At 59.3% G+C, this 22,386-nt stretch carries 18 protein-coding genes; 10 read left to right on the top strand and 8 right to left on the bottom strand.

Annotation, left to right across the window (positions count from 1 at the left end):
- The first annotated feature begins 65 nt into the window (after positions 1 to 65).
- Positions 66 to 1,208: a quinolinate synthase NadA gene (gene nadA / locus BVG12_RS04375; RefSeq protein ID WP_075791347.1), complete on the top strand. Its 1,143-nt coding sequence runs from the start codon at positions 66 to 68 to the stop codon at positions 1,206 to 1,208.
- Complete coding sequence (nadC, locus tag BVG12_RS04370; protein WP_075791346.1) at positions 1,205 to 2,080, top strand: carboxylating nicotinate-nucleotide diphosphorylase; 876 nt, start codon at positions 1,205 to 1,207, stop codon at positions 2,078 to 2,080. The genes nadA and nadC overlap by 4 nt, the downstream gene beginning before the upstream one ends.
- A 136-nt stretch (positions 2,081 to 2,216) precedes the next feature.
- Here the strand turns inward: nadC and BVG12_RS04365 are convergent, their stop codons facing one another.
- The 6 genes from BVG12_RS04365 to BVG12_RS04340 all read right to left on the bottom strand — a co-directional run bounded on the left by BVG12_RS04365 (position 2,217) and on the right by BVG12_RS04340 (position 9,202).
- On the bottom strand, positions 2,217 to 3,248 hold the full coding sequence (locus tag BVG12_RS04365) for an alpha/beta fold hydrolase (RefSeq protein WP_075791345.1): 1,032 nt from the start codon (positions 3,246 to 3,248) through the stop codon (positions 2,217 to 2,219).
- Complete coding sequence (locus BVG12_RS04360) at positions 3,245 to 4,147, bottom strand: NAD-dependent protein deacetylase (protein WP_083684548.1); 903 nt, start codon at positions 4,145 to 4,147, stop codon at positions 3,245 to 3,247. Before BVG12_RS04360 ends, BVG12_RS04365 begins: the two co-directional genes overlap by 4 nt.
- Before the next feature lie 85 nt (positions 4,148 to 4,232).
- Positions 4,233 to 5,141 (bottom strand): DMT family transporter, encoded by a 909-nt coding sequence (locus tag BVG12_RS04355; RefSeq protein WP_075791344.1) that lies wholly within the window; start codon positions 5,139 to 5,141, stop codon positions 4,233 to 4,235.
- 18 nt (positions 5,142 to 5,159) lie between these two features.
- Positions 5,160 to 6,833, bottom strand: a complete 1,674-nt coding sequence (gene nadB / locus BVG12_RS04350; RefSeq protein WP_267877500.1) for an L-aspartate oxidase — start codon at positions 6,831 to 6,833, stop codon at positions 5,160 to 5,162.
- A gap of 30 nt (positions 6,834 to 6,863) precedes the next feature.
- A complete protein-coding gene (locus BVG12_RS04345; RefSeq protein ID WP_075791342.1) occupies positions 6,864 to 8,018 on the bottom strand; it encodes a glycosyltransferase family 4 protein in 1,155 nt (384 codons plus the stop codon).
- Positions 8,018 to 9,202, bottom strand: coding sequence for a glycosyltransferase (locus BVG12_RS04340; protein ID WP_075791341.1), 1,185 nt, complete (start codon positions 9,200 to 9,202; stop codon positions 8,018 to 8,020). Before BVG12_RS04340 ends, BVG12_RS04345 begins: the two co-directional genes overlap by 1 nt.
- A 257-nt stretch (positions 9,203 to 9,459) precedes the next feature.
- On the opposite strand from BVG12_RS04340, the gene BVG12_RS04335 reads away from it, so the two are divergent.
- From BVG12_RS04335 to BVG12_RS04315, 7 genes are all read left to right on the top strand, one after another.
- Entirely contained in the window at positions 9,460 to 9,957 is a 498-nt protein-coding gene (locus BVG12_RS04335; protein ID WP_075791340.1) for a pyridoxamine 5'-phosphate oxidase family protein, read from the top strand.
- Between the two features lie 111 nt (positions 9,958 to 10,068).
- Complete coding sequence (gene pnuC, locus BVG12_RS04330) at positions 10,069 to 10,701, top strand: nicotinamide riboside transporter PnuC (protein ID WP_075791339.1); 633 nt, start codon at positions 10,069 to 10,071, stop codon at positions 10,699 to 10,701.
- Positions 10,698 to 11,612 (top strand): metal-dependent hydrolase family protein, encoded by a 915-nt coding sequence (locus BVG12_RS04325; RefSeq protein ID WP_083684545.1) that lies wholly within the window; start codon positions 10,698 to 10,700, stop codon positions 11,610 to 11,612. The genes pnuC and BVG12_RS04325 overlap by 4 nt, the downstream gene beginning before the upstream one ends.
- Before the next feature lie 1,434 nt (positions 11,613 to 13,046).
- Positions 13,047 to 14,909, top strand: coding sequence for a hypothetical protein (locus BVG12_RS33850; RefSeq protein WP_156895544.1), 1,863 nt, complete (start codon positions 13,047 to 13,049; stop codon positions 14,907 to 14,909).
- Positions 14,902 to 17,115 carry a hypothetical protein gene (locus tag BVG12_RS33845; protein WP_156895543.1) on the top strand — a complete coding sequence of 738 codons (2,214 nt, stop codon included), beginning with the start codon at positions 14,902 to 14,904 and terminating at the stop codon, positions 17,113 to 17,115. Before BVG12_RS33850 ends, BVG12_RS33845 begins: the two co-directional genes overlap by 8 nt.
- Positions 17,116 to 17,117: 2 nt before the next feature.
- Positions 17,118 to 17,726, top strand: coding sequence for a hypothetical protein (locus BVG12_RS33840; RefSeq protein ID WP_156895542.1), 609 nt, complete (start codon positions 17,118 to 17,120; stop codon positions 17,724 to 17,726).
- Between the two features lie 676 nt (positions 17,727 to 18,402).
- Positions 18,403 to 19,194, top strand: coding sequence for a site-specific integrase (locus BVG12_RS04315; protein ID WP_075791337.1), 792 nt, complete (start codon positions 18,403 to 18,405; stop codon positions 19,192 to 19,194).
- Positions 19,195 to 20,049: 855 nt separating this feature from the next.
- Here BVG12_RS04315 and BVG12_RS04310 read toward each other — a convergent pair.
- Positions 20,050 to 20,379 carry a helix-turn-helix domain-containing protein gene (locus BVG12_RS04310; protein ID WP_075796190.1) on the bottom strand — a complete coding sequence of 110 codons (330 nt, stop codon included), beginning with the start codon at positions 20,377 to 20,379 and terminating at the stop codon, positions 20,050 to 20,052.
- 149 nt (positions 20,380 to 20,528) lie between these two features.
- Here BVG12_RS04310 and BVG12_RS04305 point away from each other — a divergent pair, with 149 nt between their 5' ends.
- On the top strand, positions 20,529 to 21,056 hold the full coding sequence (locus BVG12_RS04305) for a hypothetical protein (protein ID WP_156895541.1): 528 nt from the start codon (positions 20,529 to 20,531) through the stop codon (positions 21,054 to 21,056).
- 556 nt (positions 21,057 to 21,612) lie between these two features.
- Here BVG12_RS04305 and istB read toward each other — a convergent pair.
- Positions 21,613 to 22,365: an IS21-like element helper ATPase IstB gene (gene istB, locus BVG12_RS04300; protein WP_075791335.1), complete on the bottom strand. Its 753-nt coding sequence runs from the start codon at positions 22,363 to 22,365 to the stop codon at positions 21,613 to 21,615.
- Between the last annotated feature and the right edge of the window lie 21 nt (positions 22,366 to 22,386).

Here is a 22,386-nt window from a genome sequence, read left to right as displayed (position 1 = left end):
ATACAATCGGCGGCATCCCGGCCGAGCGTCGGCATGTTTTCGCCCGCCGTGCGATCATATTGCTTATGAATACCACTGCCCCCGTTAAGATCTTCGAATACGACCGGCCCATCGGCGGCGTCTGCTCGACCGCCGAGGCCTGGGCGCGCACCCCGTCGCCGCTGGAAATCGCGGAAAAGACCGCGCTGAAGGACCGCATCCGCCGCCTGCTGAAGGAACGCGAAGCCGTTCTCGTCGCCCACTACTATGTCGATGCCGACCTGCAGGACCTCGCCGAGGAAACGGGCGGCTGCGTGTCGGACTCGCTGGAGATGGCGCGCTTCGGCCGCGATCACCCGGCCAAGACGCTCGTCGTGGCCGGCGTGCGCTTCATGGGCGAGACCGCGAAGATCCTGAGCCCGGAAAAGACGATCCTGATGCCGGACCTGGACGCGACCTGCTCGCTGGACCTCGGCTGCCCGACCGACGAGTTCGCCGCGTTCTGCGATCAACACCCGGACCGCACGGTCGTCGTCTACGCGAACACGTCCGCCGCCGTGAAAGCGCGCGCGGACTGGATGGTCACGTCGTCGATCGGCCTGGACATCGTCAAATACCTGCACGACCAGGGCAAGAAGATCCTGTGGGCGCCGGACCGCCACCTCGGTTCGTACATCCAGAAGCAGACGGGCGCGGACATGCTGCTGTGGCAGGGTTCCTGCCTCGTGCACGATGAGTTCAAGGGCATCGAACTGGACCTGCTGCGCGCCGAATACCCGCACGCGAAAGTCCTCGTGCACCCGGAATCGCCGGAAGCCGTCGTCGCCCAGGCGGACGTCGTCGGCTCGACCACGCAGCTGATCAATGCGGCCCAGACGATAGATGCGACGCATTTCATCGTCGCGACCGACAACGGCATCCTGCACAAGATGCGCATGGCCGCGCCGGGCAAGACGCTGATCGAAGCCCCGACGGCCGGCAACAGCGCCACCTGCAAGAGCTGCGCGCACTGCCCGTGGATGGCCATGAACGGCCTGCAGAACCTGGCCGACGTGCTGGAAGCGACCGACGGCAAGAACGAAATCTTCGTCGATCCGGAGATCGGCAAGCAGGCCAAGCGCGCCATCGACCGCATGCTCGACTTCGCCGCCGCGAAGAAGGCGAAGGCGCTGCCGACCGGCTCGCTGGAACAGGAAGGCAACCTCTTCAAAGGAATCGGACCGGCATGAGCAACCTGCGCAACCCATTCGCCACCGAAGGCCAGTTCGACGAGAAACTGCAAGCCGCTTTCGAACAGAACCTGCTGGCCGCGCTGCTGGAAGACGTCGGCAGCGGCGACCTCACGGGCAAGCTCGTACCGGAAGAACCCCGCGCGAAGGCACGCGTGCTCGTGCGCGAGCAGGCCGTCCTGTGCGGCGCCCCCTGGTTCGAAGGCGTCATGCTGGCCGTCGACCAGGACATCGAGATCGACTGGAAGTATGCCGAGGGCGACGTGATGGCGGCCGACAGCATCGTCTGCACGATCGAAGGGTCGCCCCGTTCGCTGCTGACGGCGGAGCGCGCGGCGCTGAACTTCCTGCAACTGCTGTCCGGCGTCGCGACGGCCACGCGCACTTATGTGGACGTCATCGCCGGCACGAAGGGGAAGATCCTCGACACGCGCAAGACGCTGCCGGGCCTGCGCCTGGCGCAGAAATACGCCGTGCGCGTGGGCGGCGGCGCGAACCAGCGCATGGCGCTGTACGACGGCATCCTGATCAAGGAAAACCACATCGCGGCCGCGGGCGGCATCACGCCGGCGCTGCAGGCGGCGACCGCGCTGCATGCCGGCGTGTCGATCCAGATCGAGGTCGAGTCGATCGCCGAACTGGAAGAGGCGCTGGCTGCCGGTGCGACGTCTATCCTGCTCGACAATTTTGACCTGGGCATGATGCGCGACGCGGTCCGCATCAACGAAGGACGCGCGTTGCTGGAAGCGTCCGGCGGAATCAATATGCAGACGGTGCGGGCGATCGCGGAGACGGGTGTCGACCGCATCTCGATCGGCAGCCTGACCAAGGACGTCAAGGCGACCGATTACTCGCTGCGTATCGTCGGCTAACTCGCCTATGAACGCCGTTCCCGCGGAGGCGGGAACCCACGTTTTACGTGATCCGTCACAAAAATAGGGGAATAGCGCCAGTGGCGCTGTTCCGCCTGCGCGGGAACGACGGTATCTTTACGTTCCGCGCTTCTTTCTACGTGCCGCTCTCGCTGGCGCGGGCCAGCGCCTCCGCCTGCGGATTCCTGCGGTAGACGGACTCTCCGACCCGGCCCGCGATCTCCTCGATCGCGGCCAAGACCTTCTCCGGATGCGCATAATGCGTCATATGCCCGACGCCGGGCTGCAACCGCAGCTCGCTGTCCGGCAAGCGCTCGCCCAGGCGCTCCGAGTTGTGGCCGAAGTCGACGATCTTGTCCTGCGTGCCGGCCATGATCACGGCCGGCACCTTCAGTTCCGGATAACGCTTGGCCAGCGCCACCGCCGCCGGGACCATCATCGCCGTCTCCGCCGCGCTGGCGCGCAGCTGGCTCGGCCGCAGCAGCATCCACACCGGCAATTCGCGGAAGCGGGCATCGACCGGCTGCGGCGAGAACACCCGCTTCGTCAGCGGCCGCCACAGCATGCGCGTGATCAGCGGCGACACCGTGTAGCGCATCAAGTCGCCCACGAGCGGAATCGCGGGACTGGACAGCAACGGCACGTCCGCCCGCAAGCTGGGGTAGTAATAGCCCGACATCAGCACGAGGCCGCGCACGAAATCGGGGACTTCCAGCGCCATCGACAACGCGACGAGCGTGCCCCACGAGTGCCCCAGCACGATGGCCGAATCGACACCGATCTCCTGCAGCGCATGGTGCAGCAGGCGCGCCTGGGCTTGCGGCGTCCACACCTTGCTGCGCGGCCGTTCGCTGTAGCCGAAGCCGGGACGGTCGAAAGCGATCACGCGATAGTGCTCGGCCGCCTTGTCCATCAGCCCGCTGGTCTGGAAATCGCTGGCCAGCACGCCATTCCCGTGCAGCAGCACGAGTGCGGGACCGGTACCGCGCTCCAGGTAGTGCAGGCGCACGCCGTCGACTTTCACGAACCGGCCCTGGGGCGGGTTGTCCGCCTCGGCCTGTTTCGTCTTGGAACGCACATAAAAATAAGAGGCCGCGAGGCCGATGCCGGCGGCCAGCGCGCCGGCCTGCCAGGGTTTGACACCGGTGCTGCGTAAGGTTTTCGTCACAGTATTCCCCCGTCGAGTGGTATGGATGGTGTGTCTCTTCCAGTGTGTTCCGAACCTTGCATGAGCAGTTCCAGCGCGAGCGGCAGCACGCGCTCGGCCGTTTCCTCGATCTTGATGTCGAGCAGGTCGTCGGCGCGCGTGCGGCCGAGGTTGATGGCAGCGATCGGCTTGCCGGCCGCCCGCGCCATGCGGCAAAAGCGGAAGCCCGAGTAGACCATCAGCGACGATCCGACCACGAGCAGCGCATCCGCCCGTTCCATCTGTTCCAGTGCGATGGCCGTGCGTGCCGGCGGGACGTTATCGCCGAAAAAGACGACGTTCGGCATCAAGGTGCCGCCGCAGCACGTGCAATACGGCAGCCGGAACGCAGCCAGTTCCGCCGGCTCGATGGACGCATCGCCATCGGGCAGCGGGGTCGCGTTCGCGCCCGTCATCTGCGGATTGAAATCTTCCAGCTGGGCCTGCACGAACGCGCGCGGAAAGACCGCCGAGCATTCCAGGCACACGACCGTATGGATATTGCCGTGCAACTCCAGCACGCCATGGCTGCCGGCCTGGCCATGTAGGCCGTCGACGTTCTGCGTCAGCACGGAGCCGATGCGTCCGATCCGCTCCAGTCCGGCAATGGATTGATGACCGCGGTTGGGCCTGGCCTGCGCGAGCACGGGCCAGCCGATCATGCTGCGCGCCCAATAACGCCGCTGCACGGCCTCGGACTTGCGGAAATCCGGGCCGTGGATGGGCGGCTTGCCGCACCGGGTGCCGTCGCGATCGCGGTAATCGGGAATGCCGGATGCGGTCGACAGGCCGGCGCCCGTCAGCACGAGGGCGCGCGGGTGGCGATCCAGAAATGCGGCGATCCGCGCCGCGTGGTCGTGGATGGTAAAGGCTTCCGCCATCGATGTGCTCCTTCCGCTTGGGATCGTAACATCCCCGATGCTCGCACGGAAACACGATTCCGGCAGCCATCGCTGCCGCGCAGCATCAGCGCTTGGCGGACACGACGATCCCGCCCACGATCAACAGGAACGCCAGCACGTGATACGCATGCGGCAGCTCGCCCAGGAAGGCGGACGACAGCAGCGCCGTGAACAGCGGCGTCAGGTTGACGAAGAACGCGCCGATGCCCGGCCCGGCGCGCCGGATGCCGGCGCCCCACAGCGCGAACGCGAGGACGGCCGGGCCGACGGCGACGAACAGCAGCGCGGCCGCGACGGGCCAGCTCCAGGCGATGGCGGGCGCGCCCACCGCCCATTCGACGCCGGCAAAGGCGCCCGACCACAGCAGGCCGTACGCGACCTGCGTGCCGAGGAACGCGGCCCAGTCGGCACGCAGCGCGGGGTCGTCCTGCGGCTGCAGCAGCATCCAGCTGTAGAACGACCACGCGATCGTCGCGAGAATCATGTACAGGTCGCCCGCGACGAGGCGCAGGGCCAGCAACTGGTCGACGTCGCCGCGGCACAGGACGACAAGCACGCCGACGATCGACAGCAATGCCCCGACCACCTGGCGCGTGCGCACGGCCATGCCATAGAACAGACGGCCGACGAGCATCATCCACACGGGCATGCCGGAGGCGACGAGCGTGACGTTGATGGGCGTGGAGCTTTGCAGCGCCAGGTATTGCAGCGAGTTGTACATGCCGATGCCCAGCAGCCCCAGCAAGGCGTAGCGGCGCCAGCGGACGCGGATGGCATCCAGCACGCCTGCCTTACGCAGCGTCGCCCAACCCAGCGGCAGCAACACGGCCAGTGCGATTGCCCAGCGCAGCAGGTTCAGCGTCATCGGCGGAACGGCCGTGCGCACCAGCCGTCCGACGATGGCGTTACCGGCCCACAGCAGCGGCGGGACGGTCAACAGCAGGACGGTGGAGGGCGTGAGTTTCTGGTTCATCGAACCGGCAAGTGCCGATCAGCGCCGGCGCGGCGTCAGCACGCTGGGGAGCGCCTTGGGCAGCGTGTCGGGATAATCGCGCGAGTAATGCAGGCCCCGGCTTTCGCGGCGCGACAGCGCGCTGCGCACGATCAGCTCCGCCACTTCGACGAGGTTGCGCAACTCCAGCAGGTCGTTCGAGACGCGGAAGTTGCGGTAGTACTCGTCGATCTCTTCCTTCAGCAGCTTGATGCGGTGCTTCGCGCGTTCCAGGCGCTTGGTGGTGCGCACGATGCCGACGTAGTTCCACATGAAGCGGCGCAGCTCGTCCCAGTTGTGCGCGATAACGACTTCCTCGTCCGCGTTCGTAACGCGGCTCTCGTCCCACGCGGGCAGTACCGGCAGGTCGACGGGCGGCGCGGCGGCGATCTGGTGCGCGCAGGCGCGGCCGACCACGAGGCATTCCAGCAGCGAGTTGCTGGCCAGGCGGTTCGCGCCGTGCAGACCCGTGTAAGCCGTCTCGCCGACCGCGTACAGGCCCGGGATGTCGGTGCGTCCCGCCATGTCCGTCACGACGCCCCCGCACGTGAAGTGCACGGCCGGCACGACCGGGATGGGTTCCTTCGTGATGTCGATGCCCAGTTCGAGGCAGCGCGCGTAGATCGTCGGGAAGTGTTCCTTGATGAATTCCGGGCTCTGGTGCGTGATGTCCAGGTGGACGTAGTCGAGGCCGCGTTTCTTCATCTCGAAGTCGATGGCGCGCGCCACCACGTCGCGCGGGGCCAGTTCGCCCCGTTCGTCGTGCGCCGGCATGAAGCGGGTGCCGGCCGCCGCGCCCGCTTCGGGCGGCAGTTTCAGCAGGCCGCCTTCACCGCGCACGGCCTCGGTGATCAGGAACGATTTCGCGAACGGGTGGTACAGGCAGGTCGGGTGGAACTGGATGAATTCCATGTTCGACACGCGGCACCCGGCGCGCCACGCCATCGCGATGCCGTCGCCCGTCGCCGTGTCGGGATTCGTCGTGTACAGGTACACCTTGCCGGCGCCGCCCGTGGCCAGCACCGTGTGCTCCGCCTCGAACGTCTGCACCTTGCCGCTTTTTTCGTCCTGCACGTACAGGCCGTGGCAGCGCGGCTGGCCGACGAGCGCGGGACCGGCATGCACGCCGCCCGGTTGCAGCTTGTCGGACGTGATCACGTCGATCGCGCAATGATGCTCGAACAGCGAGATGTTCGGATGCGCGCGCACCTTCTGCTCCAGCGTCACCTGCACGGCGTGGCCGGTGGCGTCGGCGGCGTGGATGATGCGGCGCTGGCTATGGCCGCCTTCGCGGGTCAGGTGGAAGCCCAGTTCCGCCGTCTCGTCGCGGGTGAAGGGCACGCCTTGCTCGATCAGCCACTCGATCGCTTCGCGCCCATGCTCGACGATGTAGCGGGTGGCCGCTTCGTCGCACAGGCCGGCGCCGGCGACGAGGGTGTCGGCGATGTGCTGGTCGTGACTGTCTCCGGAGTCCAGCACGGCCGCGATGCCGCCCTGGGCCCAGTTGCTGGCGCCGTCGAGCAGTTCGCGCTTGGAGATGATGGCGACCTTGCGCGTCTGCGCCAGGTGCAAGGCGACCGACAGGCCGGCCAGGCCGCTGCCGACGATGGCTACGTCAAATTTCATCGCGTTCTCTTGGTTTTGCTTTTGTAAAGAGGCATCACTATAGACGATTTAGCGCGGCTTTGTCGGAGATGGGATTGTTCAACATCGGCCGCGGGCATCCGCGAGGACGGATTCGTACAGCCGGCGATAGCCGGCGGCGGCCGCCGTCCAGTGATGCGCGCTGGCGATGCACTGCACGGCCGCCTGTCCGAGCGGCCGCCGGCGCCACGGCTGGTCGAGCAATGGCGCCAGCACCTCCACGAGCGACTTGCGGCTGCCCGCCTCGAACAGCATCCCCGTGTGGCCATGCACCAGCAGTTCGCGGTGGCAGGCGAGATCCGACGCGACGACGGCGCAGCCCTGCGCCATCGCATTCAGCAGATGGCGCGAGGGCGCGAGCGGACCGCCGTCCGCCAGCGCCGGGAAGACGGCGACGTCGGCCCGGGCCAGGACGTCGGCCGCACGCCGTCCCATCAGCCTCCCGGTGACGCGCACATAGCCGTTCAATCCCGCCGCCGCGATCCGTGCTTCGAGCGCTTCCGTTTGCGGACCACCGCCGGCGACGAGCAGGCGCAGCGTGCGGCGGCTGCGGCGCAGGTCGCGCAGCGCGGCCAGCAGCAGGTCGAGGCCGGCGGCGGCGTCGAGGTCGCCGGCATAGGCGAGCAGCGGCGCGTCGAGCGTATCGAGCGGCCTGGCGCACGGCGCCGCCGGCACGTCGGCCGCCGGCGGCAGCACGGCGATGCGGCGCGGCCGGATCCCGCCGGCCCGCAGCGCCGCCCGCATCTCGATACTGGGCGCGGCCAGCGCATCGGCGCGCGCGCAGGCGAAGCGCTCGAATGGGCGGCATGCACCCGGGTCGGCGGCGCGGCGGTCGGCATCGACGACGAGCGGCAAATGTCCCAGACGCGCCACGGGCCAGGCGGCGGATGCGTGCGCGCTGGGCGTGTGGACGTGAATCAGGTCGGGCCGCGTGAGGCGCGCGATCCGGCCCAGACGCAGGGCCAGCGCCGCCGTGTGCGCCGCGCCCAGGCAGGCTTCCGGCAGCCACCGCGGCGTTCGGGGCGCCGGCGTGCGGTACAGGTGCCACGTGTGGTGAGGCCAGTCATCGCGGCTGTCCGCCCCGGGCGGGGCCGGCGCGCTCAGGTGCACCGTCTGTACGCCCTGCGACCGCAGCGCCGTCAGCAGGGCCTGCGCGCGGCGGCCGTAATCGGTCGGCCGCGCGCAGGCCGCGTCGAGCACGTGCAGGACGCGCATCAGCGGAGCCGCCGCAGGCCGTCCGCCGCGTCGCTGCGCGTGAGGGCATCGTAGACGGCCAGGTAATCGCGCGCCATCGCCGGCATGCTGTGGCGCGCGATGACCTGGCTGCGCGCCCGCGCGCCGTGGCGTGTCGCCATGTCGGGGATGCGGCAGTAATCGGCGATCGCGGACGCCAGCAGCTCCGTCGACATCGGCGGCACGAGGATGCCCGTAAAACCCGGGTGAACGAGTTCCGTGTTCCCGCCCACGGCGGAGGCCACGACCGGCAGACCCGTCGCCATCGCCTGCAGGATCGTGTTCGAGCGGTCTTCGGCCAGCGAAGGCAGCACGAACAGGTCCATCGCGCGCAGCAATTGCGGCAGGTCGGCGCGGGCACCCGGGAGCCACGCGCGCGCGGCGGCGCCGGCCCGTTGCAGCAGCGCCTGGCATTCCGCGCGCGCGGGCCCGTCGCCCACGAGCAGCAGCCGCAGCCGCCGGTGGGCCGGATGCGGCGACGCGATGAGGCGCAGGAACGCCTCGACCAGAGTCGTGTGGTTGCCCGCGTCGTCCATGCGGCCGGCGGAACCCACCACGAACACGCCGTCGTCCATGAAACCGGGCGGGCCGACGGCGGCGGACGGCCCCAGCCGGGGGTGGAATTGCACGCTGTCGATGCCGTTGGCGATGTGCGACACGCGCGCCGGTTCCGCACCGACCGACTCGACGAGCCATTGTTCGAGGTCGCTGCTGACGGCGATGAAATGGTCGATCAACGGACACAGCATCCGGCACAGCAGACCGCCCCCCGCCACCGTGTGCCCGTGTTCCGCGTGCACGCGCAACTTGACCCCGGCGAGGGCGGCGACGACCTGCGCCGGCAGGCTCGTGGCGTTGCGGGTGTGGATGAGATCGGGCCGCAGCGCCCGCAGCACGCCGAACATGCGCAGATAATGGAGCGGATCGCGCCCGGCGCGCTTGTGCAGGTGGACGATGTCGACCCCGTGGTCGTGCATCGCGTCCTGGCAGCCACCGCTGTCGCCGAGGCAGACGATGGCATGGCGGTAGCGCTCCTGCGGCAAATGCCGGATCAGGTTCAGCAGGCTGAGATCGGCCTGCGCCGTGTCGAGCGCGTCGACGACGTGGACGACGAGACGCGGACGCTCGTCCGGCTCGCACAGGGACACCCCCTCGGGATGCTTCATGGCGGCAGCTCCACGCTCGTTGACGGTCGCGCCCGGTGCCTTCGACCGGCGCTCAGCGCATTATATTGCGCTGCAACGCGGCGTTTTTTTCCCTTTCCGGCACCATTGACTCGTCTCAAGAAAGCGTCCGATACGTGCAGCAAGGTGCGCCGGGGCCTGTCCAACCGCAGGCACGGGTGGGCCATCCGTACGCCGCCGCACCGAACGGTGGCCGGGCGCACGCTAGGATGGCGCTTCCATCCGCACGAGGATTCAGCATGAGCACACACGACACGAAAGACATCGCCGACCTGAAATCGAAGATCAGGGCAGTCCGCTTCCCCATGTTGACGTGGCAGGACGAGCATGGCCATCTGCTGAGCCAGCCGATGACGCAGGAAGAAGTCGACGACGGCGGCGGCATCTGGTTCTTCACCTCCACGCAGACGGCCCTGTGGGATTGCATCGGCCACCGGCCGCAGGTCAACCTGTCGTTCGCGAAGCCGGAAGACAGCCTGTTCGTCTCCGTCAGCGGTCTTGCGGAGCGGGTGGTCGACCGCGAGCGCATCCGCGCGATGTGGAATGCGGGCGTCCAGGCATGGTTCCCGGCCGGTCCGGACGACGAACACGCCGTGCTGATCCGCGTCGAGCCGCACTCGGCCGAGTACTGGGATTCCCACGACAGCAAGATGGTGCGCCTGTTCGCCATCGCCAAGGCGGCCATGACCGGTACGCGGCCGGACATGGACGCGGAACACCGCACGATGAAGCTGTAAGATCGTGGCGCCACACGGAATTCCTCTCTTGCAATAATCAGAGGGGCTGGCGTACAGTACACGCTTCTTCGAAGGAGCGTGGATGAAACCGGACGGGCAGGGCGCGGCGCCATGATAGCGCCGCTGGAATTGGCGGCGAACGGCCTGACCGCCCTGGCCATCCTGCTGGCCGGCCGCAACAACGTCCATACGTGGTGGACGGGCATCGTCGGCTGCACGCTGTTCGGCATCCTGTTCGCGCAGAACCGGCTCTACGCCGACGTCGCGCTCCAGGCCTTCTTTGTCGCCACCAGTGTCGTCGGCTGGTGGAAATGGGTGCGCGGCGACCACGGCGAACCATTGCCGATCACGCATGTGAGTCTCGCGAACCTGGCGTGGACCGTGCCGCTGGGCGTCGTCGCCACGGCCGCCTACGGCACGCTGCTGCACTTCACGACGAACGCCTACGCGCCTTTCCTCGATTCTGCCGTGCTCGTCTTTTCGATCATCGGCCAGATCCTCATGATGCAGCGCCGGGTCGAGAACTGGGCCTTCTGGCTGCTCGTCAACACCATCGCCGCGCCGCTGTATTTCAGCCGCGGTCTCGTCCTGACCGCCGTGCTGTACGCCGGCTTCTGGGTCAATGCCATCGTTTCCTGGCGCACCTGGCACAAACTGGTTGCGCAACATCGGGCGGCGTCCGCCAAACATGCTCGGGCCGCCGCCCCATCCGTTCCCTTGTCTTCCGAAAGTTCCCGACCATGAATATGAAACCGCTCGCGGCCGCGCTGGCCATGCTCGCCTTCACCTTGTCCGCCGCGGGCGCCGAACAGGTCGTCGCCATCCGCGCCGGCAAGCTCGTCGACGTCGTGAGCGGGAAGGTGCTGCAGGACCAGACCGTCCTCGTCAGCGGCGAACGCATCACCGCGGTGGGGCCCACCGCCACGACGAGCGTGCCGGCCGGCGCCCAGGTGATCGACCTGTCGCACGAGACGGTGCTGCCGGGCCTGATCGACGCGCACGTGCACCTGACGGGCGATCCAAACCTGCATGGTTACCGTTCGCTGGGCGTGTCCGACATCCGCGCCGCCATGTACGGCGCCTACGCGGCGCGCCGCACGCTCGACGCCGGCTTCACGACGGTCCGCAACGTGGGGGCAAGCGGCTTCGGCGACGTGGCGCTGCGCGACGCCATCAACGAGGGCGAACTGCCGGGCCCGCGCATGCGCGTGGCGGGCTACGCCATCGGCATCCAGGGCGGACACTGCGACAACAACCTGCTGCCGCACGATTTCCATTACACGGAAAACGGCGTGGCCGACGGTCCGTGGGCCGCGCGCGCGAAAGTCCGCGAGATGGCGAAATTCGGCGCCGACACCATCAAGATCTGCGCGTCCGGCGGCGTCCTTTCGAAAGGCGACGAGGCCGGGGCCCAGCAACTGACGCTGGAAGAGATGAAGGCCATCGTCGAGGAAGCGCACAAGCTGGGACGCCGCGTGGCCGCCCACGCGCACGGCGCGAGCAGCATCCGCGACGCGATCCTCGCCGGCGTCGACTCCGTCGAGCACGCGAGCCTGATCGACGACGAAGGCATCCGCCTGGCGCGCGAAAAAGGGACGTACCTCGTCATGGACATTTCGATTTTGCGGACTGACAGAATAGTGTCAGTTGTTTGAATGAAGAGCTCCGTCTCTACATGATCGAACTAAAAAAGTCCATTTGACGCAGTTCAAGTGACACCCAACAGTTGACATTTCGGCCCAATACGCTTGGTTCCAACATCTCATCGATTACGGTCAAACTGAAATAGTTCTGGTACTGTTCGGTAGCTATCATGCTGGCTGCCAACCATCTGTGGCCTACACTGCCACGGTCTGCTCGACCCTTCGCAGTACACCTGCCTTTCAACGGATTTTTAGTACGCGGCGCAATTCCGCAATCTAGGGGCGAGCTAGTAGCAACTTGTACGCCGTCCCAACTGTTCCCGCCGCATGTATCGCGACCCAGAGACTTACTGCCTTATCTTAAAAAGTCGAACGGCAAACCAATATTAGTGCAGCAAATCGAGGCGGCTAACGACCACATTTGTCCCTACATCGGGCAATCCGTCGGAGAGCGCCTTCCTTATCTGCACTTGCAAGTGCAGGCATTGCTCCTCTGGTGCCATACCGGGTTCGACGGTTCATGTGTCGCTAGGCGATATAAGTCCACTCCCTCTGCTGATTACAGCATCAAGTGCTAATCGATCAAGTTGACCTCACTTGATCTCATTCAATTGATACGGTAAGCGCCGGTGCACCCGCACTTGGGGTGGCGTTGACGGTAAACGCTGACCCAACACCACTTAATCTCAACTTGCAGCTCGCGTTATATGTTTTATTTATCGGCATAGAATTATGTGCCTGAAAATAAAATATCGTCGATTATGCGTTGCGCGCTACGCCATTTCCTTGGAGTTTACGCGTCGTTGATCGCGAACGTGAAGAGCTCACCAGTATTTCAGAATAGCAACTAATGTAATGGTTTCTGCTGAAATAGCCGAGAAACTAATAGTCGCTCGCCTTAATCCAATACTATTCTACCCATATTGAATTCTAAACACTTGAGCGTTTGATCGTTCAAACATTCATTTTTTTTGTAAATCGCGTGTATTTTTTTAAGAATTTCCGGTAACCACACTCGTTTTACGAATTCCTGCGGCCTTGCTACTCCTTTTCTCTGGTGATAGGCTGCTTGCAAACTGCCGCCTGAGTCGCAACGGTATATTTCGAGAGCGAAGGAAAGTTAATGAATACTGATTTAATAAAAATCATCGAACAGAATGCCTTGATAGGTCGTGTAATCTGATGCGCTACGAAATCGCCCATCCCACAATTACATTTTTTCTCGACAATCCTAAAAGAGAGGCGCCATCGCAAGCGATGATTTCGTGTGCTCGGACACCATTAACCGACATGGATCTTGCTCGGATTTGCACTGCACTTACTCGACAGTGTCGAGGACATGCTTTGGGATCCCAGCGGAACTACTTAAACTATTTCCTGAAACCGTTCCTCGCGTACTGTCAATCGACAGGGGCTGAGCTCCCAAGAACGTCGGACGAGTGGCAAGTGTTCCTTCTGTTTTTCTTCCAGTTTTTTTTGAGCGATACGACATGGTCGGCAGCGAGCGCCACCATTCGGATGAGTAATTGGAACACATTAGTCACATCAATATTTCGATTTTGGGGCGAGGAGAAAATATTGCCCACTGATGTAAACATCCCATCAATACGAATGAAAAATGTCCAGTCCGAGGCAAAAAGTCAGCAACTGCTAGGTGAACGTAAGCCTACCCCAATACGGATAGCGGAACCTCCGCAAAAAATATTGGTGAGCATTGATTTCGCCGATCGTGAAGCGGATTATTTAGAAAAAATTGAGAAAGCCTGCCATATGAAAATCGATATAATAAAAGAGGTTTGCTTAGCACATTGGAATGCGCGGATGGCGGATTGCGAAACAGGCAGAATTTTTTCGGCGTCTCTGTGCCCCTCTGATATCACAGCCGCGGTCGAATCTGGACGATATGCTCAGCGGATTAGAGGCGGAAGTCTCACGCCACTCGCTAGTCCGCGCCATCCAAATGGTCACGTCTGGGCCTTGGCAATTACAAAACACTTTTTACAAACAGGCGTTGACCGAAATTGCGTTTCAACTCACGCTCATCGGTCATCGCCTTTCTTCAAAAACAACTCCTTTTGTGGGGCGAGTTACTATTCGGTCTTGGCGAACCACACTGCAATGCCCATCGAAGCATTCGAGCAGCTTACCTCGCTTGATCAATATTACCGGTTTGCGGGAATTTTGTCTTCGTTGGACGCTGCGGTTGTTTGTTGTTTATTGACTATCGAACATCCGCAGTTTACTTCCGACGCATTACAAAGTGCGAAGTTGCTAAATTCAAGGGACAAGTCCTATTTACTATTAACAGACAGCGACGAGTCTTCAATACTTAGTCTGGATAAGCCACGTGCTGGGAGTCGAAAGAGCGTTGCGTTGACACCGCTCGCACAAAAACTAGTAAGCGAAATTATTGCAATGACTTCCCCTGTCAGAGCAGTACTCAAGAGAGCAGGGGACAAAAACTATCGATATCTATTCTTAGGCTATGGAGGAGCGGGACGGTTAGGATTATTGGAGCCAACCAGTCGTTTTTTAAATAATGTGGATAACACGAACAGTCTTGCGCGTTTATACCCAAAGTTGCGTGACTACGATCTTGGACCTGGCACGTTTGATTACCGACGTATTAGAGCTACGATGGGTGTTCTTAAATGGTTTGAAACTGGCTCAATCCGAGAAATGAGCCGGAGATTGGGCAACACTACCCGTGTTGTGCTCGAACATTACCTTCCACCCGCGCTTTTACATGCATGGAACACTCGCATTATTCGGCGTTTCCAGAACACACTCATTGTTCTAGCTGCCCACGACGAGGACTACTTACTCGACGTTACCGATTTCACATCGGTCGCCGATCTGCAGCATTTCGTTGCACAGCTTGTAATTGAGTTCCCTGGCACTTCAAGCCCGCTAGCAAAAGAAGTACAGGAGCGTCTCGGATCTGTGATTTTTGAAGGTCGTATCGGCGATGATATGGGCGTACCTGACGGTTTGCTAAACATTCGCTTGTCGCCGACTAGCTTAAGCTATCTGTATGCCTTTAGTGATTTCGCAATGAACGAACTTACTGAGGAGGCCCTTACCCAGGTCGATCCGCAGTCAAACTTAGCGCCTGCGCAGTTTGTGGACCTCGCACGGCTTATTCGACATGCCTGCGAAAACGAACTGGTAGCCCCCGACCTAAGTGAAATATTAGACCTTTCCCGGCTACGTAAACTGCATAAGGATGCCCTAGTCAGGCAAGCAGCACTTTCAGACCGTTTTGGGAAATTGTCGATCGTTAAACAATGGGAGCGTTCCGATGCCTAAGTTGGCAACATTGATCGATGATATGGGGACTCCCGAATTTCCTACATATTTTAGCGAGTCCGAGAGGGATGCTTTGCTGCTCGCGATTTCGGCGGCGAAGCAGCGCGCACGCCCATACAGTGGAGAATACAAGGCGCCTTGGCTTCTCATTGATTTCGACGCGAATGAGTGGAAAACAACGAATCGCGGCCGGGAAGAATTGATAAATGGAGTCTGGCGCAATACGGTCGATATCAACTGGGCTATACGGCTGCCAAACGGCAGGTGTTTGACGGACCCAATGTATCGGAAACTTTTGAAGCTCAATAAGCAGATAGCATTTCTCATTCGTTCTGGACATGTTAGCAACATAACTGCTCCGGTGACCTGGAAAGCGATTGTTTCGGTCTTGCTCCAATTTACACGTTGGGTTGTTTTGCACGAATCGCAGTTTCAACCACAGGAATACGGATATAAACTGGTAGACCAATTTTCGCTAAACCACCTGCTGCGATCCTTAGCACAAGGCGGTTGGGCTGAGGCCCAGCAGATCCCGCATAGGCTTCTCGCTAAATTTTATGAGAACGCATTAAATGTATCGTGTCCGAAAACTGTTCGAGATGCGATTTATAGTCTGCCAAGCCCGGTACTAGCCAAGATCTCGACATGGTTAACCAATAACGACTTCTATGGGACTGTCGCGAGAGGGGTGAATAAAGGAAAGTCATACTTGAAAAGAGAGCGTCTGGCAGAGGAGATAGGGGGCACCACTGAGTCTATGAAAACAAGTGCCAAACTGAACGCCTTTTGCCGACAATTTGAGCCCGACCTGCAAATCGGAACGCTTCTTGGTAGCATATTTCAGGATACGGAAAAACCAGATCATAGAACGAAGGAAATAAAGGAAGTTGTGTTGACTGGCGCTGCGGTAAATACTCTCAACTCTGTCGCGGCCGGACTGAGTACTATTCTGTCGGCCCATCGTCACACACCCGAATTTGTTCCAGAGCCTGCTTTAGTTTCGATACGCGACGCGTATAGGAGTGCGTTGACACTCACACGCCATTCCGGGCACAACCCGTTCATCCCAATCGAGATTGGGTTAGCTTACTTAAACAATGCGATGCGCTTCGTGCATCAGTACGGTGACGCTCTTGTAGAATGTTATCTCACGATCCTCGCTGACAAAACCGCAGTCGGACAAGCGAATGTTTGCCCGTCAATTCCGACTGAGCTCCTCGGAAATTCGCTATTCCAACAATTCAAGGTGTCTGTCGACGGAAAGGAATTGCCTATCGGATCTATCCTCGGAATCAGTGAATTTCGCAGAGCTAGCTCGTCTGTTGACTATGACCTTCTGCGAATGAACCCGACCCTAGACGAGGCATTACGCGTATTGATTGGAGCTTGCGTCGTGTGTATTGCGTTGATGAAGCCTTCGAGGGAAGACGAACTGACACATCTAAAGCGCAATTGTCTTCAACATAATGGCGATGGATTTTATTTTCGCTTTAAGCTAGGAAAAAGTAATGCAAGAGAGACTTACCAGGAACTTGATCGACCAATTCCGGTAATCACCGCAAAAGCGATTCAGCTTATGCAAAAACTTGGGCTAGGGCTCGTAGATATATTTAAGGACAATCGAAAGATATCCGACAACTTGTTTTATTTGCCCAACGAGCGTGGTGATGGGGCGCTTAAAGCTGCTGCTAAACTTTTGAATAGTCATCTCGACATTTTCTGTGATTATGTGGGCCTGGATACCGACTATCTAGGACGACGTTGGTATGTCCGCATTCATGAAATGAGGAAATGGTTCCTGTTGCTACTGTTCTGGTCGGGAAAGTATGACGTCTTGGACGCGGCCCGATGGATGGCAGGCCATACCGATTCCTCACATGTGTATGCGTATATCGAACAGGAATTCCCAGGTGAGGAACTGCCGAAATTAGAGGCCGAATACGCCATCGATCGCTTGCGAGCAATAGAAGCTGCCGGCGGCGACAAGGTAAGAGCGGAGTCCGGTCTAGACAAGTTGTATGATGTCGTCCTTAACCATTTCAAGGCAAGTGCGCTTTCTTTAGTGCCCGATTCTGACTGGGAAGATTTTGTAATGAGTCTGCGCGAGAGCGAAGGATTTTCGTTGGAGCCGCATTCTATATTTTCCGAAACAGATGCCAGCGAGGTTGTTGGAATTAACATAAGTTTCGTTATGAGAGAAAATTGACAGTGAACAATCGCGGCGCTTACAAGAAAAAAGAGCGAAATCTTAGAAACCTGAAGGCTCGTTACGCGTTACTAGATGAGGGCTTAAAGTCACCCGAAGCAATTAAGAAATCTATCGCAAAGACTTTATGTGGGCAGCGCATGTTTTGTTCGTTGGCACTACCCAACACAGATATTGAACCAATATCGTTAAACACGTTTAAAGCACTTGCTCGCGAACTGTATTCTTCTGAAGCCGAGGCTAACGGCGATGGGTTCGCCTACATGGACGCGATGCGAGGCCGTCTAAACAGATTGGTCGAGGTTATTCCAAGCGGAAGGTCCGTCAAAGCAAAGGCTGAGAGATCCGAGCAAGAGTCAAACGCTGCTGCAGCCCGCCTTGATGCAGTAGAACTACAGAACGTGCTGCGCTCTAAAGCTTATTTAGATATATTTTCCAAAATCGAAAAACTTGTTAAAGGTGGGGAGATAGAAGATCAGACAAAATTGCGGCTGCTGAAGCTACTCTCCGATCATCACGCGATTTATGGACACCTATTCAATCCAAGTGTCGCTACCGTTTCCGACGGAGGCGCTGTGCTAGTTCACTTACCGTTGCGTGGAGTTCCATGATGACATCGCAATTATTCAAGGTTCGCTCAGTCGATATACCATATTCAATAATGAACTCCGTCGACGGGGCCCAAATTTCATCACAAACAATCGAATCGTTTCCTTTTATATATTGGCCAGGGGGAAGGCCATGCGATGCTATGAATATGTATTTCTTGAACATAGCAGACTCCCTCACTGGCGGATCACTAGTAACCATCGCTTCTACTCTTAGCCACCTGATCAGATACTGTTGGGATAAAAATTGCGGCTTCCCGGACCTTACGGATACGGATATGCTTGAAATTTCGGAGAGGCTACAGAACGAAAAGTCGGGCACAGGCCTAGATCGGTTCAAGAGAAATCACAATACAGTTCGCAGGATACTGAGTTACATTATTAATTTTCTTTTTGGTATCAGTCCAGATTTGTATCGGCATTATCGTGTCCGTTGATCGGAGAGGCTGATTCCTCACCGAGTATTATTGTGCAGCGTAGAAAGACTGCCGGACCCGCGAAGAGATGGTGTGAATTTTATTACACCCATAGATCGATGCCCCCACCGGAAAGCCTGGAGGCGAAGCGCCCCATTGCTCTGTCTGTTATCGAGGGTATCGAGAGCACCATAGATCTTTTGGCAAACGCTGAAGTCCAATCTAGAGGTTTCGTTCGGCGATATCAAAATCAGCCAGACCTTATGTTAGCTCAACTCGCCTATATTCGTAGTCGACGTCACTTCATGATTTGGATAATGAAAAGAACCGGATTACGCCCTAGCGAAATGGTCGATGTTGATCTAGATCAGCACGCTGATATCCTTCAATCTAAGCGAATTATAATTCCAACCCGCAAGCGAAGACGCACAACCGCACCGGTAAGAAGTTTTCCAATAACACTGAAAGATGCGGCCGTTTTTCATCGATATATGACAGCACGCATGAGATATGTTGCGGTGTTAAACCGAAACGGGTTGGAACTTGCTAATCCAAATGCGCTCTTTGTCGGTGTAAAAGGTGAAGCGATCAAGAAGTCATCATTGGAGCGAGAGTTTTCTCGTCTAGTTCATGCCGCTGGGTTTCATAGCATTCGGACGTGCCTAAGCATGTTCCGTCACAGATTTATTACTTACGAGGTCATTGTACATCTCAAAGAGTTCATGGCAGGAAGCGGGAAAGGCCGACAAATGATGACCAAGTCTGATAATGCATCTGTCTTAAAGCGGATCGCATCTAAGACGGGGCATGGTTCTATTGCAAGTTTGTGGAATTATATCGACTTAGCATGGGAGGAAATTGATGTTTGGGGAGGAGTGGATAAGGCAATTAACCGGTTGCATGCAGCCGACCGCTTGCATGATGAATTACTGGAATTGATACGTGAACTAAATGTAAAGAAGGCTCCGCTAGCGACAAAAAAGGTTATTCAAGAGGTATCGTTGAAACTTCGTACGATATTAGATTCGGGCACGAGCGATATCGCAGCGGCATGACATGATTCTACAATGTGTTGATCAGTTGGAATAGGAGGGATCACGATCACTTTGCCGCGTTCCTAAACGGATCAGATTGCTGAGGGGATCATCAAAGCGCTGCCATATGGTAGCGGAATGGGTTGCCCTGTAACGGCACTTCGGCTGTGGCTCGAGGGCGCCGTCCTGACGGAGGGAGCGGCGTTCCGTTCTACCTCACGCTGGGGGCATATTCACCCTGCGGGGCTTCATGCAGCGAGCGTTAACGAAATTTGGGGTCCGCTGCTAGGGAGGCAGGGCTCGAGTATGCCCTTTCGCTGTAAAGCCACAGTTTTACGCCGAGGAATGGCGACCAGCGCGCGTCGGGCTGGCGCAAAATTTCAAGACATCAATAAGCAGGGCGGCTGGCGTCACGATGGTACCGTTCACGGGTACATCTAGGGCGGAGCGCTTCGCTGACAACGCGGCGGGTACTCTGTTGGGAAGGGGGCTTCCTAGGAGAGCAGGCAATAAGTCGTGATGGCTGACCATCCGTAAGATGCCAGCCCAGCCATAGCGCCCTGCGCGGCCCATCGCGTAAAGCATGAAAGGCCCCGTTTGCTGGGAGCATGACCGGCCAGGTAGTGCACGCAGGCTCTTCGTCGATATCGACCACCGCTGATCACACCTTTCACATCCTTGAAAGTGTTGGGTGGCTAAGCCACTCTGCAATTTCTTGAGCAGTAATGCCGACACAATAAGCAGCGCATCCACCAGGTTCGAGGACAGACAACTGCCGAGCCCAACGTAGTTTTGGGCCGTGTCAGTGGCACGGCGGTACAGGTCTGGTACCTGCGCACGCGGTGTCGCAGTGATTCTATGATACCTCGTGTTCGGCTATCGGAGCCGTCTGTTAAGTGTCGGCCGTTTTGGCTTGGCCGCATTGCCTCTGCGACCCTCGATCGTACCTGGTGGACAGGACGGGACCCCAGTGACGAGTTCAGGCATCGTCACCTTAAGCACATCGCAGAGGATGGCGAGTGTGAGTAAGGAAGGATTGGATAGGCCACGTTCGATGCTCGAGACAAACGTTCGGTTGATCTCCGCCGCAAACGCCAGTTCAGCCTGACTCATTCCGGCAGCAATGCGGATTTTCTTCAAATTTTGGCCGATCGACGTAAAAACCGGATTTTTTGTTGTGGACTCGTGTTCTGGCGTGGGTGTCATGTATCGAATGATGCCTGTAGCGCGCCCGATGTGCGACATACCATACACGTCATACCTTTGTATGGTATACACTTCAAAGCTATGTCGTGTATAGTCGTCATATATGTGGCGCGCTGCCACGTTTGACGCAGCGCGCCACGCAGTGTGCGATGGGTTACGACATCTTGCGGTTGCTTGGTTCAGCTCGAGTTTTGTCGACTGACGCATTTGTTTTGATCACGCAAGGACCAACAATGTTTCACGTTTACGAAAATGCAGAGGATGTCGACGAGATAGACCGCTTGCGAACGGTATCCCAGCATCCCGGGGTGCATAGTTACACTTTCGTCGAAATTCCTCTGAACACTCACCTGTTTCATGTTGACGTGGCGCCGGTTGCCGACCAAAGCAGGTGGCAGCGGTTTGTTTTCGACGGGGTCGAAAATATTTTCGCATTTGCCGCCTTCGAAAAAATTCAAGAATTTCGGATCCACGTCCAGACCCGAAGAAAGAATAAATGGGATTACCAGCTCAAGCGTGTAATCGAAATCGCTCGTGGAGTTGCCAGCAACGGCGAAGTCGCGTACGTATTTTCATGCTCCGACGGTTCGATTGAGATAGGCAGTTTGAACGATTTAAGTCAGGCTGATATCGTCCGAACGTCCTCGCTCTGGGTGGAACCAGACATCAACGTGTGATCCCAAAGTTGGCGGAAATACCTTATACGATATCAACAGGAGGATCGAAGCGCTGCGCCCTTTTTTACAGATACTGTAGTGCGAGCATGAGGGTTTTCGGTTGGTGCGAGGAGCGGCGGTCGCCGTAGGCACTCAACATGAGGGCGACCGCTAAAGCGATGGTACGTCGGAGGGGGATGCCCATTCCCAAGGCGCGACTTGCGTCGGCCAGACTGCAGACCTTGTTTGTGAGCTAACCGTACCGCCCAGACACGCCAAATGTTCGGTCGTGGACGACGTCCTGCACGGAGTAGGTGGCCGGGCAATGAGTTGGGCGGCCGGACACAGCGATCTTGAAGCAGGAGTCGGGCGCGTTAAGCGCCTTCAGTGAAAATTGGATGTTCTTATACCAAAAAATGGAAATGAAGATGATTAACGATGATGAAGGTGCGTATTCCGCCGAAACTGGACACCCGTTCCGCCGCAAACTGGACACGCATTCCAGCGCAAACTGGACACCTGTTCCAGGCCAAACTGGACACTCGGGGCGTGACGGCACGGGGTCGAGGTTCGGGTTTTACTCCTGATGAGCTGGTCTTGTCAAATTGGCCCGTTTTTTTCGCAGGGAATCTCCTTTCAAGTTGAGCTGGTGGGCGTTGTGGACGAGCCGGTCAAGGATGGCGTCGGCCAGGGTCGGGTCGCCGATGGCGGGATGCCAGTGCTCGATGGGCAGCTGGCTGGTCACGATGGTCGAGCGGGTTCCGTGGCGGTCGTCGAGCACTTCCAGCAGGTCGCGCCGGTGGGCATCGTCGAGCACAGCCAGGCCCCAGTCGTCGATCACGAGCGTGTCGATCCTGGCCAGTTGCTTGAGCAGCTTGCCATAGCGCCCGTCGGCACGGCCAATGCCCAGTTCGTCGAGCAGGCGCGGCAAGCGCACGTAGTACGCGCTGTAGCCCTGGCGGCAGGCCTGGTGTGCCAGCGCGCATGCGAGCCAGGTCTTGCCCACGCCGGTGGGGCCGGTCAGCAGCACGTTCTGCCTGTCAGTCAGCCATTGCCCGGCCAGCAAGCGCTGAAACAGCGCCTTGTCGAGGCCACGCGGGTGGCGGTAGTCGATGTCCTCGGCGGCTGTGTTGGGTTTGAGCCTGGCGCGCTGTAGGCGCAGGGCCAGTGCCTTCCCGTCGCGCTCGGTCACTTCATGGTCTACCAGCAGGCCGAGACGCTCTTCGAAAGTCAGATGGTCCAGGTCCAGTGCGCTCTGCTCGGCAAAGGCGCGCGCCATTCCAAACAGCTTCAGGCGCGTCAGTTTGTCGTGGGTGGGATGATGCAACATGGTACGTCCTTTCATGGTTGC

Source organism: Massilia putida (genome assembly GCF_001941825.1).
Taxonomy (GTDB): Bacteria; Pseudomonadota; Gammaproteobacteria; order Burkholderiales; family Burkholderiaceae_D; genus Telluria; species Telluria putida.
The sequence above is the reverse complement of the archived record's forward strand: the minus strand, read 5'-3'. Positions and strand labels throughout refer to the sequence as shown.

Bases quoted from the DNA above. Each gene is read 5' to 3' on its own strand.
- nadA (WP_075791347.1), top strand. From the start codon at position 66: ATGAATACCACTGCCCCCGTTAAGATCTTCGAATACGACCGGCCCATC.
- nadC (WP_075791346.1), top strand. From the start codon at position 1,205: ATGAGCAACCTGCGCAACCCATTCGCCACCGAAGGCCAGTTCGACGAG.
- BVG12_RS04360 (WP_083684548.1), bottom strand. From the start codon at position 4,147: ATGGCGGAAGCCTTTACCATCCACGACCACGCGGCGCGGATCGCCGCA.
- BVG12_RS04355 (WP_075791344.1), bottom strand. From the start codon at position 5,141: ATGAACCAGAAACTCACGCCCTCCACCGTCCTGCTGTTGACCGTCCCG.
- BVG12_RS04345 (WP_075791342.1), bottom strand. From the start codon at position 8,018: ATGCGCGTCCTGCACGTGCTCGACGCGGCCTGCGCGCGGCCGACCGAT.
- BVG12_RS04340 (WP_075791341.1), bottom strand. From the start codon at position 9,202: ATGAAGCATCCCGAGGGGGTGTCCCTGTGCGAGCCGGACGAGCGTCCG.
- BVG12_RS04335 (WP_075791340.1), top strand. From the start codon at position 9,460: ATGAGCACACACGACACGAAAGACATCGCCGACCTGAAATCGAAGATC.
- pnuC (WP_075791339.1), top strand. From the start codon at position 10,069: ATGATAGCGCCGCTGGAATTGGCGGCGAACGGCCTGACCGCCCTGGCC.
- BVG12_RS04325 (WP_083684545.1), top strand. From the start codon at position 10,698: ATGAATATGAAACCGCTCGCGGCCGCGCTGGCCATGCTCGCCTTCACC.
- BVG12_RS33845 (WP_156895543.1), top strand. From the start codon at position 14,902: ATGCCTAAGTTGGCAACATTGATCGATGATATGGGGACTCCCGAATTT.
- BVG12_RS04315 (WP_075791337.1), top strand. From the start codon at position 18,403: ATGTTAGCTCAACTCGCCTATATTCGTAGTCGACGTCACTTCATGATT.
- BVG12_RS04310 (WP_075796190.1), bottom strand. From the start codon at position 20,379: ATGACACCCACGCCAGAACACGAGTCCACAACAAAAAATCCGGTTTTT.
- BVG12_RS04305 (WP_156895541.1), top strand. From the start codon at position 20,529: ATGGGTTACGACATCTTGCGGTTGCTTGGTTCAGCTCGAGTTTTGTCG.
- istB (WP_075791335.1), bottom strand. From the start codon at position 22,365: ATGTTGCATCATCCCACCCACGACAAACTGACGCGCCTGAAGCTGTTT.